The sequence below is a fragment of the Amycolatopsis samaneae genome (assembly GCF_039541975.1).
Taxonomy (GTDB): domain Bacteria; phylum Actinomycetota; class Actinomycetes; order Mycobacteriales; family Pseudonocardiaceae; genus Amycolatopsis; species Amycolatopsis samaneae.
In genome coordinates, this window is sequence record NZ_BAABHG010000009.1 from 238,252 (window position 1) to 253,332 (window position 15,081).

14 protein-coding genes are annotated in these 15,081 nt (G+C 70.5%); 7 read left to right on the forward strand and 7 right to left on the reverse strand.

Features of this window, described 5'->3' with window-relative positions; translation table 11 throughout:
• Positions 1-4 precede the first annotated feature (4 nt).
• From ABD987_RS24740 to ABD987_RS24750, 3 genes are read right to left on the reverse strand one after another with little or no spacing between them, the layout of a single operon-like run.
• On the reverse strand, positions 5-826 hold the full coding sequence (locus ABD987_RS24740) for an ABC transporter permease (protein ID WP_345398194.1): 822 nt from the start codon (positions 824-826) through the stop codon (positions 5-7).
• Positions 816-1,715 (reverse strand): ABC transporter ATP-binding protein, encoded by a 900-nt coding sequence (locus tag ABD987_RS24745; protein ID WP_345398197.1) that lies wholly within the window; start codon positions 1,713-1,715, stop codon positions 816-818. The genes ABD987_RS24740 and ABD987_RS24745 overlap by 11 nt, the downstream gene beginning before the upstream one ends.
• A 5-nt stretch (positions 1,716-1,720) precedes the next feature.
• Positions 1,721-2,311 (reverse strand): DUF2269 family protein, encoded by a 591-nt coding sequence (locus tag ABD987_RS24750; protein WP_345398200.1) that lies wholly within the window; start codon positions 2,309-2,311, stop codon positions 1,721-1,723.
• 176 nt (positions 2,312-2,487) lie between these two features.
• Between ABD987_RS24750 and ABD987_RS24755 the strand changes: the two genes are divergently transcribed.
• The 3 genes from ABD987_RS24755 (at position 2,488) to ABD987_RS24765 (ending at position 5,629) form a co-directional block, all read left to right on the forward strand.
• On the forward strand, positions 2,488-3,021 hold the full coding sequence (locus tag ABD987_RS24755) for a DinB family protein (protein WP_378214314.1): 534 nt from the start codon (positions 2,488-2,490) through the stop codon (positions 3,019-3,021).
• A gap of 78 nt (positions 3,022-3,099) precedes the next feature.
• The gene (locus tag ABD987_RS24760; protein WP_345398206.1) at positions 3,100-4,506 is read left to right on the forward strand and encodes a nitrosuccinate lyase; all 1,407 of its coding nucleotides are present in this window, start codon (positions 3,100-3,102) and stop codon (positions 4,504-4,506) included.
• Positions 4,507-4,666: 160 nt separating this feature from the next.
• On the forward strand, positions 4,667-5,629 hold the full coding sequence (locus ABD987_RS24765) for a hypothetical protein (protein ID WP_345398209.1): 963 nt from the start codon (positions 4,667-4,669) through the stop codon (positions 5,627-5,629).
• Between the two features lie 93 nt (positions 5,630-5,722).
• Here the strand turns inward: ABD987_RS24765 and ABD987_RS24770 are convergent, their stop codons facing one another.
• Positions 5,723-6,931: an alpha/beta hydrolase gene (locus tag ABD987_RS24770; RefSeq protein WP_345398212.1), complete on the reverse strand. Its 1,209-nt coding sequence runs from the start codon at positions 6,929-6,931 to the stop codon at positions 5,723-5,725.
• Between the two features lie 194 nt (positions 6,932-7,125).
• Between ABD987_RS24770 and ABD987_RS24775 the strand changes: the two genes are divergently transcribed.
• Positions 7,126-7,974 (forward strand): SAM-dependent methyltransferase, encoded by an 849-nt coding sequence (locus tag ABD987_RS24775; protein ID WP_345398215.1) that lies wholly within the window; start codon positions 7,126-7,128, stop codon positions 7,972-7,974.
• Between the two features lie 38 nt (positions 7,975-8,012).
• Here ABD987_RS24775 and ABD987_RS24780 read toward each other — a convergent pair whose 3' ends face one another.
• Positions 8,013-8,942: a patatin-like phospholipase family protein gene (locus ABD987_RS24780; RefSeq protein WP_345398218.1), complete on the reverse strand. Its 930-nt coding sequence runs from the start codon at positions 8,940-8,942 to the stop codon at positions 8,013-8,015.
• A gap of 126 nt (positions 8,943-9,068) precedes the next feature.
• Here ABD987_RS24780 and ABD987_RS24785 point away from each other — a divergent pair, with 126 nt between their 5' ends.
• From ABD987_RS24785 to ABD987_RS24795, 3 genes are all read left to right on the forward strand, one after another.
• Positions 9,069-9,629, forward strand: coding sequence for a PadR family transcriptional regulator (locus tag ABD987_RS24785; protein WP_345398221.1), 561 nt, complete (start codon positions 9,069-9,071; stop codon positions 9,627-9,629).
• Positions 9,626-11,644, forward strand: a complete 2,019-nt coding sequence (locus tag ABD987_RS24790; RefSeq protein ID WP_345398224.1) for an oxidoreductase — start codon at positions 9,626-9,628, stop codon at positions 11,642-11,644. Before ABD987_RS24785 ends, ABD987_RS24790 begins: the two co-directional genes overlap by 4 nt.
• 72 nt (positions 11,645-11,716) lie before the next feature.
• On the forward strand, positions 11,717-12,685 hold the full coding sequence (locus ABD987_RS24795; protein ID WP_345398227.1) for a prephenate dehydrogenase: 969 nt from the start codon (positions 11,717-11,719) through the stop codon (positions 12,683-12,685).
• 48 nt (positions 12,686-12,733) lie between these two features.
• Here the strand turns inward: ABD987_RS24795 and ABD987_RS24800 are convergent, their stop codons facing one another.
• Together ABD987_RS24800 and ABD987_RS24805 are read right to left on the reverse strand one after the other, a co-directional pair.
• Positions 12,734-12,967 carry an antitoxin gene (locus ABD987_RS24800; RefSeq protein WP_345398230.1) on the reverse strand — a complete coding sequence of 78 codons (234 nt, stop codon included), beginning with the start codon at positions 12,965-12,967 and terminating at the stop codon, positions 12,734-12,736.
• A gap of 71 nt (positions 12,968-13,038) precedes the next feature.
• Positions 13,039-15,018, reverse strand: coding sequence for an FUSC family protein (locus ABD987_RS24805; RefSeq protein ID WP_345398233.1), 1,980 nt, complete (start codon positions 15,016-15,018; stop codon positions 13,039-13,041).
• Positions 15,019-15,081 lie beyond the last annotated feature (63 nt).

The following is a 15,081-nucleotide window of genomic DNA, read 5'->3' on the forward strand; positions in this document are numbered from 1 at the left end:
CCCGTCAGGCGATGTCGCGGCGACGCAGCAGCCAGCCGCTGACGACGCCGAACACCACGAGGTATCCGGCGACCACCGCGGCCCCCTGCCCACCGCCGACGATCTCGCCGACCCCCGGGGTTCCCGAGGGCGCGCCGAGCGCGGCGGCCAGCGCCCCGGCGTTCGGCCCCGGCATGGCCTTCTGTACCTGGGCGACCCACTCGAGCGAGGGCGAGGCGACGGAGGAGAGCAGGTTCTGCACCGCCAGCAGCCACACCAGACCGAGCCCGATCGGCAATGCCACCGCTCGTAACCAGACGGCGAGCAGGACGCCCAGTGCCGCCCACATGGTCGTGACCAGCCATCCGGCGCTGGCTCCGATCAGCAGGTCCGGGACGCCGGGCCAGTTCATCGGCTGGTCCTTCACCGAGGCGACCACGGCGCTCGCCACGGCGGTCGACGCGAACAGTGCCAGGATGCCCAGCAGGGTTCCGGCGGCGACCGTCACCAGTTTGGCGGCGTGCACGGTTTCACGCGACGGACGCTGTGCGAGCACGGTCTTCCAGGTCTCGAAGCCGTACTCGCTCCCCACGACCAGAACGCCGAAGACCAGCGCGAGCGCACCGACGAACACGGGTAGCCCGGCGAGCGTGCTGCCCACGACCGCGTCCGGCAGCATCGACGCCAGGCCACGGCCGCTGCCTGGCGCACCCGAGGCCCCGTTCAGCCCGACGAACGGGATCACATATCCGAACGTAATGGTCAGGACGACGGCGATGACCAGCAACAGCCAGATCGCGGGGCGGCGCGCCTGCTTCACCAGCTCCGCGCGAACGTTAGTCAGCATCGTGAACGCCTCCGGTCAGGGCGAGGAAGGTCTGTTCGAGATCGGGTTCGCGCCAGCCGAGCTCACTGACCGAGATCCCGGCCCCGACGAGTTCGGCGTTGATCCGCGCGGCCTGACCGGTGTCGACGTCGAGTTCGAGCACGTCGCCTTCGCCCCGCACCAGCGCAGCGCCGAGCAACGCGCGGAGCCGGATCCTGGCCTGTTCCACCGGGTGCGCGACAACACGGAGCACACCGCCCGAACGCAGCTCGGCGACCGTCGCCTCGGCGACGAGCCTGCCGTGGTCGATCACGCCGACGCGGTGGCAGATCTGCTCGACCTCGACCAGCAGGTGACTCGACAACAGCACCGTGCACCCCTCGGCAGCCAGCTGGCGGATGGTGCCGCGCATGTCGGCCATGCCGGCGGGGTCGAGTCCGTTGGTCGGCTCGTCGAGGATCAGCAGCTCGGGCTCCTTGAGCAACGCGGCGGCGAGCCCGAGCCGCTGCTTCATCCCCAGCGAGTAGGTCGCGTAGCGATCGCGGGCCCGGTCGGTCAGGCTCACCGTTTCGAGCACCGCGTCCACCCGGGATCGGCCGACGCCGGCGTGGTCGGCGAGGACACGCAGGTTCGTCCGCGCGGACAGATAGGGATAGAACGCCGGGCCTTCGATGAGCGCGCCGACCCGGTCGAGGCTGCGCGGTCCCGGTTCCCGGCCGAGCAGACGCAGCGTCCCGGTCGTCGGCCGGACCAGGCCGAGCAGCATGCGCAGGGTGGTCGTCTTCCCGGCGCCGTTCGGCCCGAGGAATCCGTACACCTCACCCGCTTGTACGGAGATGTCCAACCCATCGACAGCGACCGCGGTGCCGTAGCGCTTGGTCAGCCCGTGTGTTTCGACTGGCGTGTTCATGGCTGTCAGGCTCCGCTCTTCGAAGTGGCCACACGTCCGTCGTGAAGCGGCTTCTCCGCTACGACGGACGCGGTAGCCGTGGTCCTGCGACGGATCGGCCCCCAGGGCTTGAACACCGAAATCACCGTGGCGAACAGCAACAGGCTGGGCGCGACGACGACCGGGTAGAGCAGTTCACGAGGTGATCCGAGGCTCGTGTCCCCCGCCGCGAGACGCTCCGCGTTGGCCGCCACGTCGTTCAGCCCCGGCCGGAGGACGAACAGGATCAGCAGCGACATCAGCACGTTGACCACGAGCTTCGCGAGCACCCACCAGTAGCGGGCCAGGCCGTATTTGCTGCGCACCGCGAGCACGACCCCGCTGACGAGACACACCAGGCTGGCGGCCAGCATCGGCCAGCCCGCGAAGAGTTCGAGCACCCGGTAGCTCCCGGCGGCGACCGCCGGGTCGCTGGTCAGCAGGGCGGTGCACACCAGGATCCCGAGCGCGACATCCATACCGATCCACACGGCCGCCGAAACGAGATGGATGACCAGGAATGCCTTGCGCGTACGGGGCTTCAGCCTGCGTGGCCGGGCCGGAGCGCTGGTCGTCATCGTCTTCCTCCCTGCAGACGGATTCGTCGTGGTCGTCCTCATCGTCGGGTTTCCGGCGGCTCCGGTCGTCAGCCCTGGCACGGCAGTTCCGGCTACGGCCCCGCGCGTACGGCTCACTCGCGCGCCGGAAATTGTCGGTGGTGGATGAGAGGCTCACGACCGTGACTGACCAAGCGATTCCCGAGGCCAATCAACCCGCTCGCGTAGGGGGCGAGCGGGTTGATCCCTCCTGCGTCGCAGACGAGCCGACATCCTTGACGGAGTACCTGGAGTGGCAACGCCGGACGTTCGAGCTCAAGTGCGCCGGGCTGAGCCAGGCGCAGCTGTCCACGCTCTCGGTACCGCCGTCGGGGATGTCGCTGCACGGTCTCCTGCGGCATCTCACCAGCGTGGAGCGGTGGTGGTTCCGTCAGCAGTTCGCCGGTGAGGACCTGCCGATCCTCTACTACTCCGACGACGACCCGAACCAGGATTTCGAGCGGCTCGACGGCGACGTCGAGGCGGCCTTCGCGCTGTGGCGGGCGGAGTGCGAGCGATCCAGGGAGATCGTGGCGGCGGCCGGGTCGCTGGAGCGGACCGGCACCCGCAGGGGCACCGGTGAGCCGTTCACGTTGCGCTGGCTCATGCTGCGGATGATCGCGGAGTACGCGCGCCATCTCGGGCACGCCGACCTGCTGCGCGAACGGATCGACGGGGAGGTGGGCGAGTGACCGTCTGACAACTTCATACGAGGCCCCCGCGGCGGGCGGCAGCGATGGAGCGGTCCGCGGGCGTGCGATGCTGGGCGCATGATCGCCGACCCTGATTCCGGGCTGCTCTCCCCCGTCCGTGCAGGCACTCCGGCCGAGTCGACCACCGGCGACCTGGCGTGGCTCCGCGCCATGCTCGACACCGAGGCGGCGCTCGCCAGGGCACAGGCGAGGCTCGGCACGGTGCCGGTCGCGGCCGCCGAGAGGATCACCGAAGCGGCCAGGGCCGTCGAGATCGACGTCGTGGCGCTGGCCAGGGACGCGCGTGCCACCGCGAACCCGGTGGTCGGGCTGGTGAAGGCCCTGACCGAGGCGGTCGCCGGCCTCGCGCCCGAGGCGGCGGACTACGTGCACCGCGGCTCGACGAGCCAGGACATCTTCGACACGGCGATGATGCTGGTCGTCGCGCGGACACTGCGGCCGTTGGCGGCAGACCTCGACGCGACCGCCGAAGCACTCGGCGAACTCGCCCGCGCCCACCGGGACACCCCGATGGCGGGCCGGACGCTGACGGCACACGCCGTGCCCACGACCTTCGGGCTCAAGGCGGCGGGCTGGCGGCAGCTGGTCCTGGACGCGGCACGCCGCGTCCGCCGGGTCCTCGACGACGGGCTCCCGGTCTCGCTCGGCGGGGCGGCGGGCACCTTGGCGGCGTACCTGGAGTACGGCCGTACCGACGGTGTCGTCCCCGGTGACTATGCCGAGCGGCTGACGACGGCGTTCGCCGAGGAAACCGGCCTCACCGCGCCCGTGCTCCCGTGGCACGGACTGCGGACACCGGTCGCCGACGTCGCCGGCGCGCTGGCGTTCACTGCGGGCGCGCTGGGCAAGTTCGCGATCGACGTCGAAACACTGACCAGGACCGAGATCGGCGAGGTCACCGAGCCCGCCGCCGCGGGCCGGGGCGGGTCGTCGGCGATGCCGCACAAGCGCAATCCGGTGCTGGCCACGTTGATCCGCTCGGCCGCGCTGCAGGTTCCGGTGCTGGCGGCCGGGGTGACCCAGTCGATGTCCGCCGAGGACGAGCGGTCCGCCGGGGTGTGGCACGCCGAGTGGCAACTGCTACGCGAGTGCCTGCGGCTGACCGGGGGCGCCGCGCACACCGCGGCCGAGCTGGCCCGCGGCCTGACCGCGCACGCCGACCGGATGCGGGAAAACCTGGGCGCGACCCATGGGCTGATCGTGTCCGAGCGGCTTTCGACGACACTCGCTCCGCTCCTCGGCAAAGCGAAAGCCAAGGACGTCCTCGGCGACGCCTCCCGGCGAGCCGTACTCGAGAACCGGCCGCTGGGAGACGTACTCGCCGAGTTCCCGGAGATCACCGACGTCCTCGACGCCGCCACGATCGCCGAGCTGCTCGACCCGTCCTGCTACACCGGCGCCGCCGGGTCTCTCGTCGACCGCGCCCTTCGGCAGGACATCGACGGCGACGTCACGGACGGCTGACCGCTGTCGATCCGACACCGAACGGACCGACGACGCCCTGGCGGGCCCGATCCACGATCCGCCGGAAATTCTTTGAACCGCCCTCGCGGAGTGTCCGTGTATCGGGGTGAATGCAGCCGCGCCGAGCTGCGGAACCCCAACGGACACAAGGAGAATCTCCATGCTTCGCACGCGCGTAGCCGTCGCCGCCGCTTCCGTGGCCGCGGGAATGGCCGTGCTCGCCGCCTGTTCCGGCGCGACCGCGCAGCCGGTCATCGCTCCGGCCGCCGGATCCGGTGGCGGCCCGGCGGGCAACACCGCGGCCGGTTCGGGCCGGACCCAGCTGGTCACCGCCGACGTGGGCGGCCTCGGCCAGGTCATCACGGACAAGGACGGCTTCACCCTTTACCGCTACGACAAGGACTCCGCCAAACCGCCAAAATCCACTTGCGACGGTGACTGCGCCAAGGCGTGGCCGCCGGTGATCGCGCAGGGCGACGTGCAGGTCCAGGGGGTCGACAAGAGCATGGTCGGCACCGTGAAACGCGGTGACGGCACCGAACAGGTCACCGTGAGCGGCTGGCCGATTTACCGCTACGCCAAGGACGCGAAGGCGGGCGAGGCCAAGGGACAGGGCGTGGGCGGCGTCTGGTTCGGCGTCAACCCGACGGGCGGCAAAGCCGGCCAGGCCGCCGCCGTGAAGCTGAGCGCGAGCCAGGTTTCCGGCGTCGGACCGGCGATCGTGGACCAGGAAGGCTTCACGCTCTATCTGTTCACAAAGGACAGTAAGAAGCCCTCGAAGTCGACCTGCGACGGCGACTGCGCGAAGACCTGGCCGCCCGTGCTTTCCCGCGGCGCCAAGGTGGAACTGCAGGGCATCGACGAAAAGCTGCTGGGTTCGGTGAAACGCGCGGACGGCACCGAGCAGGTCACCGTCGGCGGCTGGCCGGTGTACCGGTTCGCGAAGGACGCGAAGGCAGGCGACGCGAAGGGCCAGGGCGTGAACGGCAGCTGGTTCGTGATCGAGCCCAACGGCTGCAAGTCCGGCGGGACCGCAGCGGGCACCAGCAGCTCCGCCACCACGCAGCAGGCACCCGCCAGCCAGCAGGCACCCGCGAGCGGCAACGGTTACGGCGGCTACTGAACCTTGAACCCGAGAGGCCCGGCAGGCGCTTTCCACAGCGCTTACCGGGCCTCCTCGGTTGCCCACGGCTCTCGGGCGAATCGGCTTTTTCGGTTACTCGGCCATGTCGACCAGCGCGCCTCGCGCTCCGGTCCGGGGCAGGGGCCACGGCTTGACGCCGCCGGAGGTGTCCATGTGCCGCAGTGCCGGGCTGGGCCCGACCGTCCGCGAACCGATCCACGCGAGGATGTCGGGGATCTGCGACTTGAAGGTGTTCATGTTGTGCCCGGCGTCCGGAATCTTCCAGTACGAGAACTGGATCGGCGGCTGCGCGGCGGCCTTGATCTGGTCGATCGCGAAGCCCTCGTAGTTCTCCTTCTCGCCCGCGATGGCCAGGATCTCCACCGGCGAGGGATGCAGCCGGACATTGACGCGCACGTTGTTCGCGTCGTCGATGTCCTTCCGGCCCTTGAACAGGTTCTTCGTCTCGGCGTCGACCTGGGCCTTGTCGTAACCGCCGACGCTGACCGCCTGGCCGTACCACTGCGGGTGCCGGGTGACCAGGTTCATCGCGCAGTAGCCGCCGGAGGACCAGCCCGCGATCGACCAGGCGCGGCGCTCGGGGTTGAGACCCAGCTTCTGGATGCCCCATTCCCGCAGGTCCGCGGTGAGGAAGGTGTCGTTCGCGGTGCCGTCGACCTCGTCGACGCATTCGGTGTCGTGGCCGACCTTCGGCGTTCCGGTGGGATCCGGGGTGATCACCACGGTCGGCGGCAGCACGCGCTTCGCGATGGCGGCGTCGAGCTGGTCGGACAGCTGGTACGCGCCGGTCAGGACCTCCGGCCCGGACGGGTAGTTCGGGATCCATTCGATGACCGGGAACTTCTGGCCCTTGTAGCTCGCCTCGAAGGATTGTGGCGGGAAGTAGACCATCACGTCGCGGGTGACGCTGGTGCGCCGGCCGGTGACCTTCAGGTGGACGACGGTGCCCTTGCCCTCACGCGCGCGCGTCGTGCCGGTGTCCCGCATCTTCTCCAGGTCCTCGCCGTTGTGCGACGCCTCGGCGTTGGTACCCGGTGCGGAGTAGACGCCGGTGCCGGTCAGCGCGCCGACGGTCGGGAAGAACCCACCGATCATGTTGCCCGCCATGGCCGTGCTCAGCACGACGAGGACGACCGCGAGCAGGGTGGTCGCGCTCCGGCCGAGCCGCTTGCGGCGCCAGCGGTCCCAGAACCACGGCACCGCGACGACCGCGAGCACCGCCAGGACGATCACTATGATCAGGTTGAGCGGCGAATCCAGCCTGATGCTGCTCAAGTGCATCGAACGGGTGTCCTTCCGGCGTGCCTCCTGCGCGCCCGGATAGCACAGGCCCTGCTTCTATTGCACGTCTGAACGGCCCTTTTCGTTGCGTTATCGTGTCCTGCATCACACGAACGGCCTAGCGCGTGATGGTCCGACTCGCCGTTTGAGTGGTCGCTAACATGGGTGACAACGCGGCAGCGAGAGGTTCTTCCATGATCGATCACGACGACGCGCTCCGTGCCGTCGCAGGCAGCCTGGACCGGCCATCGGCGGCCCGGGTGTACGACTACTTCATCGGCGGGAAGACGCACTACGCGATCGACCGGGTGTTCGCCGAGAAGGTGCGGGAGCGCGTCCCGCTGATCGGCGACTACTGCCTCACCAGCCGTCAGTTCCTCGGCCGCGCGGTCCGTGCCTGCGCCGAAGCGGGTATCCAGCAGTTCGTCGACATCGGCTCCGGGCTGCCGACGGCGGGCAACGTGCACGAGGTGGCCGACGAGGTGCGGCCCGAACTCGACACGCGGGTGCTCTACATCGACAACGAGCCGATCGCGCTCGCGCACTCGACGCTGCTGCTGGCCGACACCGCCGACCCGGACCGCCACCACGCGATCGCCGCGGACTTCTTCCAGCCGGAAGACCTGTGGGAGCGGGTCTACGCGTCCGACCTCATCGACCTGAGCAGGCCGGTCGCGCTGGTGATCAACGCCGTCATGCACTTCGTCAAGGACGAACAGGACCCGGACAGCCTGCTCGCGTTCTACCGCGACCAGCTGGCCCCCGGCTCGCTCCTGGTGCTCTCGCAGATGACCAACGAGAACCCGGCGAACGAGGACGAACGCCAGGCGCTGATCGACCTGCTGGAGTACTACGAGACGACGACCAACCCCGGTTTCCTGCGCACGATGTCGGAGTTCGAGCGGTTCTTCGGTGGCTGGCCGATGCTCGATCCCGGCCTCGTCTACGCCCCGGCGTTCCACCCCGACAAGAGGACGTTGTTCGCGGGTGCGCCGTCGGAGTCCCGGGTGATCGGCGGCATCGCGCGCAAACCCGCGCTCTGACACCGCGTCGTCGTGCGGCCACGCGCCGCACCTGACGTTCACGACGCCTCGCGCAGGCTCTCCAGCACTACGCACACCGCCTCCTTTCCCAGTTCGACGGCGCGCCGCAGCACCGCCGGATCACGTTCCAGCGCCACCACGTCCGGAGCGCCGGCGGGTGGCCGGACGCTGAGCAGCCGCTCGTCGGTGGCCAGCGTCCGCTCGTCTTCCAGGTCCCGGCGGTACTGGTCACGCCACGCGTCGATCGCGCCCGGCGCGTACCGCCGCAGGAACCGCGGCACGACGACGTCGTGCACCCGCGGCGGCGGTAGCGGTGGCTCGTCGGCCCGCCGGGTACGCAGGACGAGTACGTCCGTCGCTCCCTGCGCGAGCGCGGTGCGGAAGGGCAGCGGCTCCGCCACTCCGGCGTCGACGAACCTGCGGCCACCCAGCGCGACGGGCGGACCGGCCAGCACCGGCATCGCCGACGAAGCGGCCAACGCGATCTTCACCGCGTCGACGTCGGTGAGGAACGGGTGCAGGTCGGTGGACAAGCCGGTGTCCGCGTCGGTGGCGAGCGGGTGGAAGGTCACCGGGTTGGCCAGTATCGCCGGGAAGTCCATCGGCTCCAGCACCGAGTAGACCTGATGCACCAGGTACTCGAGGTCGATCACCGCGCGCCCGCGCAGTGTGTGCAGCGGATTGATGATCCGGCGCATCATCTCGGGGTTCCACCAGGTCCGCACGCCGGTGGCGGACCGGCCGCAGAGCAGCCACGCGCCGTTGAGCGCCCCGGCCGAAGAACCGTAAACCGCGTCGAACGCGGGCAGCACGCCCAGTTCGTCGAGCGCGAGCACCATCCCGCTCGAGTAGGTGCCCCGGCTGCTGCCGCCCTCGATCGCGAGCGCGAGCCGCCGCGAGTCCGTCCGTTTCCCCGGCCTGCTCCCCGCCGCCCTGCGCTCGCCGATCAGCCCCAGTACCGGATGCATCCCTCCATCCTGGCCCGCCGCCGCGTTCCGTCGACCCGTTTTGTCTTCCCTCGCCCGACCAGACGGGGCGGACGGCGTGATGTGCGTCCCGTTGCACTGCACCTAGTTGCATATCATGCTGGGACGATGGCGCTGGAGCACGCGATCCTGGTCTCCCTGTCCGAGCGTTCGGGTTCGGGCTACGAGCTCGCGCGCCGCTTCGAGCGCTCGATCGGGTTGTTCTGGAACGCCACCCACCAGCAGATCTACCGCGTGCTCAAACGCATGGAGGAGGCCGGCTGGGTCGCCGTCGACCTGGTCGAGCAGTCCGGCCGGCCGGACAAGAAGATGTACACGGTCAGCACCGCCGGACACGCCGAACTGGTCCGCTGGCTGGCCGAGCCCGATCCGGCGGCCACCACCCAGGAACTCGCGGTCAAGATCCGGGGCGCCTCCTTCGGCGACCCCGCCGCCGTCGCGGCCGAGCTGACCCGTCACCGCGACAGTCACGCCGAGCGGCTCGACGTCTACCGCCAGATCGAAAAACGCGACTTCCCCGACCCCGCGGCGCTGCACGGCAGGTCCCTGCACCAGTACCTCGTGCTCCGCGGCGGGATCCGCGTCGAAGAAGGCCAGGTCGAGTGGTTCACCGAGGTCCGCCAAGCCCTGCGCCGCGACGCCGACCACCACACGAAGGGCACCCCATGAGCCAGTATCCGAACCTGCTCGCCCCGCTCGACCTCGGCTTCACCACCCTGCGGAACCGGGTGATCATGGGGTCGATGCACACCGGTCTCGAAGACCGGGCCGCGCATTTCCCGCAGCTCGCCGAGTACTACGCCGAGCGGGCCCGCGGCGGCGTCGGCCTGATCGTGACCGGCGGCTTCGCCCCCAACCGCACCGGCTGGCTGTTGCCGTTCGCCTCGAAGCTGTCCACCCCGGCCGAGGCCAGGGCCCACCGGCGGCTGACCGCGCCGGTGCACGAGGCGGGCGGCAAGATCGCGCTGCAGATCCTGCACGCCGGCCGGTACTCCTACAACCCGCTGAGCGTGTCCGCGTCGAGCATCAAGGCACCGATCAACCCGTTCCGCCCACGCGCCCTGACCGGTTACGGCGTGCTCCGGCAGATCCGCGCTTTCGCCGACTGCGCCGCCCTCGCCCGCGAAGCCGGGTACGACGGTGTCGAGATCATGGGCTCGGAGGGCTACCTGATCAACCAGTTCCTCGCCGAACGGACCAACAAGCGCACCGACAAGTGGGGCGGCAGCGCCGAGAACCGCCGCCGGTTCGCGGTCGAAATCGTGCGGCGCACCCGGGAGAAGGTCGGGCCGGACTTCGTCATCATCTACCGGCTCTCGATGCTCGACCTGGTCCAGGGCGGACAGCGCTGGGAAGACGTCGTCGCGCTCGCGCGGGAGGTCGAGGCCGCGGGCGCGACGATCATCAACACCGGCATCGGCTGGCACGAGGCCAGGGTGCCGACGATCGTGACCTCGGTGCCCCGCGCCGCGTTCACCTGGGTCAGCGGCAAACTGAAGCCGCACGTCGGCATCCCGGTCGTGACCTCGAACCGGATCAACATGCCCCAGGTCGCCGAGGCAGCGCTGGAGAGCGGCGACGCCGACCTGGTGTCGATGGCGCGGCCGTTCCTCGCCGACCCCGAGTGGATCCGCAAGGCCGAGAGCGGTCGCGAGGACGAGATCAACACCTGCGTCGCGTGCAACCAGGCGTGCCTCGACCACGCCTTCAAACGCAAGCTCGTCTCCTGCATGGTCAATCCGAGGGCCGGGCACGAAACGACGTTGAAGCTGCTGCCCACCCGCAAGGCCAAACACGTCGCGGTGGTCGGCGCCGGCCCGGCCGGGCTCGCCGCCGCGACCGCGCTCGGCGAGCGGGGGCACGCCGTCGAACTGTTCGAGGCGGACGACGCTCTCGGCGGCCAGTTCGCGATCGCGCGGAAGATCCCGGGCAAGGAGGAGTTCGCCGAGACCATCCGGTACTACACCCGCCGGCTGGAGGTCACCGGGGTGAAGGTGCGCCTCGGCACCCGGGCCACCGCGGCGGATCTGCGGGACGGCGGATTCGACGAGGTCGTCCTGGCCACCGGGGTCGCGCCCCGCGTCCCGGCACTCCCCGGCATGGATCACCCGAAAGTGTTGTCCTATGTGGACGTCGTCAAGCACGGCAGGCCGGTCGGCGACCGGGTCGCGGTGATCGGGGCCGGCGGGATCGGGGTGGACGTCAGCGAGTTCCTCACCCACGCCGATTCCCCCGCGCTCGACCGCGACGCCTGGATGGCCGAATGGGGCGTCACGGATCCGGAGCGGGCCGCGGGCGGCCTGACCGAGCCGCGACCGGAACCCGCACCGCGCCAGGTCTACCTGCTGCAGCGGAAGCAGTCCGCGATCGGAGCCGGTCTCGGCAAGACGTCGGGCTGGGTGCACCGGGCGGCGTTGCGTGCGAAAGGGGTCGAACAGCTCTCCGGCGTCACCTACGAGCGGATCGACGACGCTGGCCTGCACATCACCGTTGCCGGGCAGCCACGCACCCTGGAGGTCGACACCGTCGTGGTGTGTGCGGGCCAGGAGCCGGTGCGGGATCTGGCCGACGACCTGCGCGCGGCCGGGCTGCCGGTGCACCTGATCGGCGGCGCCGACGTCGCGGCCGAACTGGACGCGAAACGGGCGATCGACCAGGGCACCCGGCTCGCCGCCGCGCTCTAGCCATATCCCACCGTCGTGACGTTGCGTTCATGTGCTGTCACGTGTGTTGCGCGCACTGGCAGGATTGGACGCGTGCGAGACGTATGCGTGATCGGGCTCGGGCTGATCGGCGGGTCGCTGCTGCGCGCGGCGGCCAGGACCGGACGTACCGCGTGGGGCGCCACGCTGTCCGAAGTGGACGCCGATGCCGCGAGCAGGGCGGGCTACGACGTGACGACCGACGTCGAGGCCGCGCTGCACCGCGCGGCCGAACAGGACGCGCTGGTCGTGCTCGCCGTCCCGCTGACCGCGGTCGAGGACACGCTCCGCCAGGTCGCCCAGCACGCCGCGCACTGCCTGCTCACCGACGTGGTGAGCGTGAAGGCGCCCGTGCTCGACGCCGTGCGCCGTCGCACGCCCTACGCCCGGTACGTCGGCGGGCACCCGATGGCGGGCACCGCGGAGTCCGGGTGGCTGGCCGGTGACGCGACACTGTTCGACGACGCGGCGTGGGTGGTCGGGGTCGAGGAGGACACCGACCTGACGGCCTGGGCCGAGGTGGCGCGGCTGGTGCTGGACCTCGGCGCGCACGTGGTGCCGCTGCACGCCGAGTCGCACGACGAGGCGGTCGCCAGGGTCTCGCACCTGCCGCATCTGTTCGCCGCGATCCTGGCCACCATCGGCGCCCAGGGCGGCCCGCTGGCGATGTCGCTGGCGGCGGGTTCGTACACCGACGGCACCCGCGTCGCCGGATCGAACCCGGCGCTGGTCAAGGCGATGACCGAGGGCAACCGCGAAGCGCTGCTCCCGATCGTGGACGAGGCGCTCGGGCGGCTCGGCGCCGCCCGCGGCTCCCTGGCGTCGACCGGCGGGCTCGCCGCGACGATCAACGCCGGTTACGAGGGGACGCAAACGCTTGCGGCCTGCCGCGACGTCGAACGCGCCGGTGTCCGGGTCAGCCTCACCGCGCCCGACGCCCGTGAGGGCCTGGTGGCACTCGGCGAACGCGGCGGGCGCGTCACCGGCATCGACGCCGACACCGCCGTCGGCGAAGTGAGCTGACGAGCACACCCGGTCGGGCCGCTACCCGGGCCCGACGCGACCGCTGACCTACTGACCGGCGGGTGGCTGCTGCTCCCTGGGCGGCTCTTCGCCCGGCTTGTCCCCGCCGAACTTGCCGAGGAAGTCCTTGGCCTTCTCGACACCGCCCTCGATCTTGTCGGACTGTCCGGAGAACTTGGACTTCGCGAAGTCACCCGCCTTGTCCAGGCCCTGCTCGATCTTGTCGCCGTGTTCCTTCAGCGCGTCCTGCGCCTTGTTCTTCAGTTCGTCGAAGTTGACCATCGAAGGCTCCCTTCCGATCCGTCCAAGACGGTCCGGGGATTTCCAGGCCCCTCCATACAACAACACTTCGTTCAGGTCCGCCTGTGATAGGGCAGGAACCTGCGCACCAGCCGGGCCGGGGTCCGTTCGACGAGATCCGGGCCGCGCACCGCGTCGAACGCGGAGCCGAGCTGGTCCACGACGCCGGACAACTGACTGCCGTCCGGCAGCGGAACCGACTCCGGTTCACGTTGCTCCCGCACCGCCGCGGCGAGTTCCGCGAGCGCGGCGGTGAGCAGCTCGACATCGCGCTGATCAGGCTCCGGCGCGCCGTGCCCGATGGTCACCCCGACCTCGGTGACCGCGTCGGCGACCCGCTCGATCGCGGCGATCACCGGCCACCACGCCAGTGCCTGCCTGCCGTTGGCGGACGGTTCGACGATGACCTGCTGGAACGCCGTGCGCACGTCGGCCATGGCCCGGTACGCGCTGCGCCGGGCCCGCGAACGAGCCAGCCGTGCTTCACCCGAAGGGGTGAGCGTCAACGCGGGCCCGACGTAGGCGGCCACGGTGTCGAGCGCCGCCGCGAGCCGTCCACCGACCTGAGGACGCCGGCTGCCCGGCCAGAGCAGGTAGCCGAAGACGAGCACGATGACGCAGCCGAGCACGGTGTCCAGCAGCCGTGTGAAGGCCACCGACCAGTCACCTTTGTTCGCCAGGTCCATCTGCACGATGATCAGCGGGGTGACGAAGGCGCTCTGGATCCCGTAGTTGCGGACCTTGCCCACCGCGACCCCGCCGGCGAACGCCGCGATCAGCACCACCAGCGTCCAGCCGTGCGCCCCCAGCGCCAGCACGACGGCCCCGATGCCGACGCCGGCGACCGTGCCGATGCCACGCAGCACGGCACGTCCGAAAACGGATCCGAAGTCGGGCTTGAGCACGATCCCCACGGTCAGCGGAATCCAGTACGACCGTTCGAACGGGATGAGCAGCGCGACGACCTCGGCGATCGCGACGCACAAGGTCAGCCGCAACGCCGCGATCCAGGTCAGCGGGCCCGCCGCCAGCGAACCCACCCACTCCCGCACGCGCCGGTGCCACGGCGCGGGCCGGCGCCGCGTCCGGTCGTCCCCCTTGCCGATGCGCACCAGCCCGGCGTACAGGGCCGCGAGCACCACGTCCGTGTCCTCGGCGTCCTCATCGTCCGGAGGCACCGGTGGCGCGGGCAACGGCCGCACAGCCAGCACCGAAGCCGCCGAGGCCGTGAAGTAGTCGATGACCTCCCGCGGTGCGCGCTGTCCGGCGTTGACCATCGCGACCGAGGCCTCGACCGCGGGGGTGCTCGCGGAGAGCAGATTGAACAGCTTCCGGTAGGTGGCGTCGCGGCCGGACAGCCAGGAGCGCGCCGTGAGCAGGCGGTCGTACGCGGTGCTCATCGCGGTGGTCAGCTGGTGCCGGGCGACCCTCGACGTCGCTTCGTCGGCGGCCGACAGCATCGCGGCCAGCTCGACGTAGACCTGGGCGACGGCGTCGCGTTCCGCGCTGGTCGCGCGGAACGTCCAACTGGCCAGCGCGACGAGCATGCTCCACACCGCGCCCGCGCAGAAGTAGGTGAGATCGAGGCCGATCTGCGCCCCGGTCGCCTGCTGGCCGGTGCCGAGCACGCAGAACACGAACATCATCAGCCCGGCGACGGAGGCGTTGCTCCCGGCGGCGCTGATCAGCGCCGAGACCGCCGCGACCAGCACCACCGCGGGAATCGCCAGCGCGGGGTTCGCGCCGGTCAGCAGCCCGACCAGATGTCCCGCGATCGCCGCCAGCGTCGCGCCGCCGAGACGTCGCGCGCGATACCGGTACGGACCGGCCGATTCGGACAGCACGGCGGGCAGCGCACCGGAGGAGAGATAGGCGCCGACGGCGATGTCCCCCAGCGCGTAGCCAACGCCGATCGGCACGGCCAGCGCGATCGCGGCGCGGACGACCATGTTCCACGGCACCGGAACGCTCGTGCTGCGCAGCAGCTGAACCAGCCAGTGCGGTGCGGCGAAGTCCCGGCGCGGTGTGCTCACGCCCTCATCTTGACCTACTAGGCACCGGCTGGATCACGTGTTGTGATGTCCGCGAAACCCATC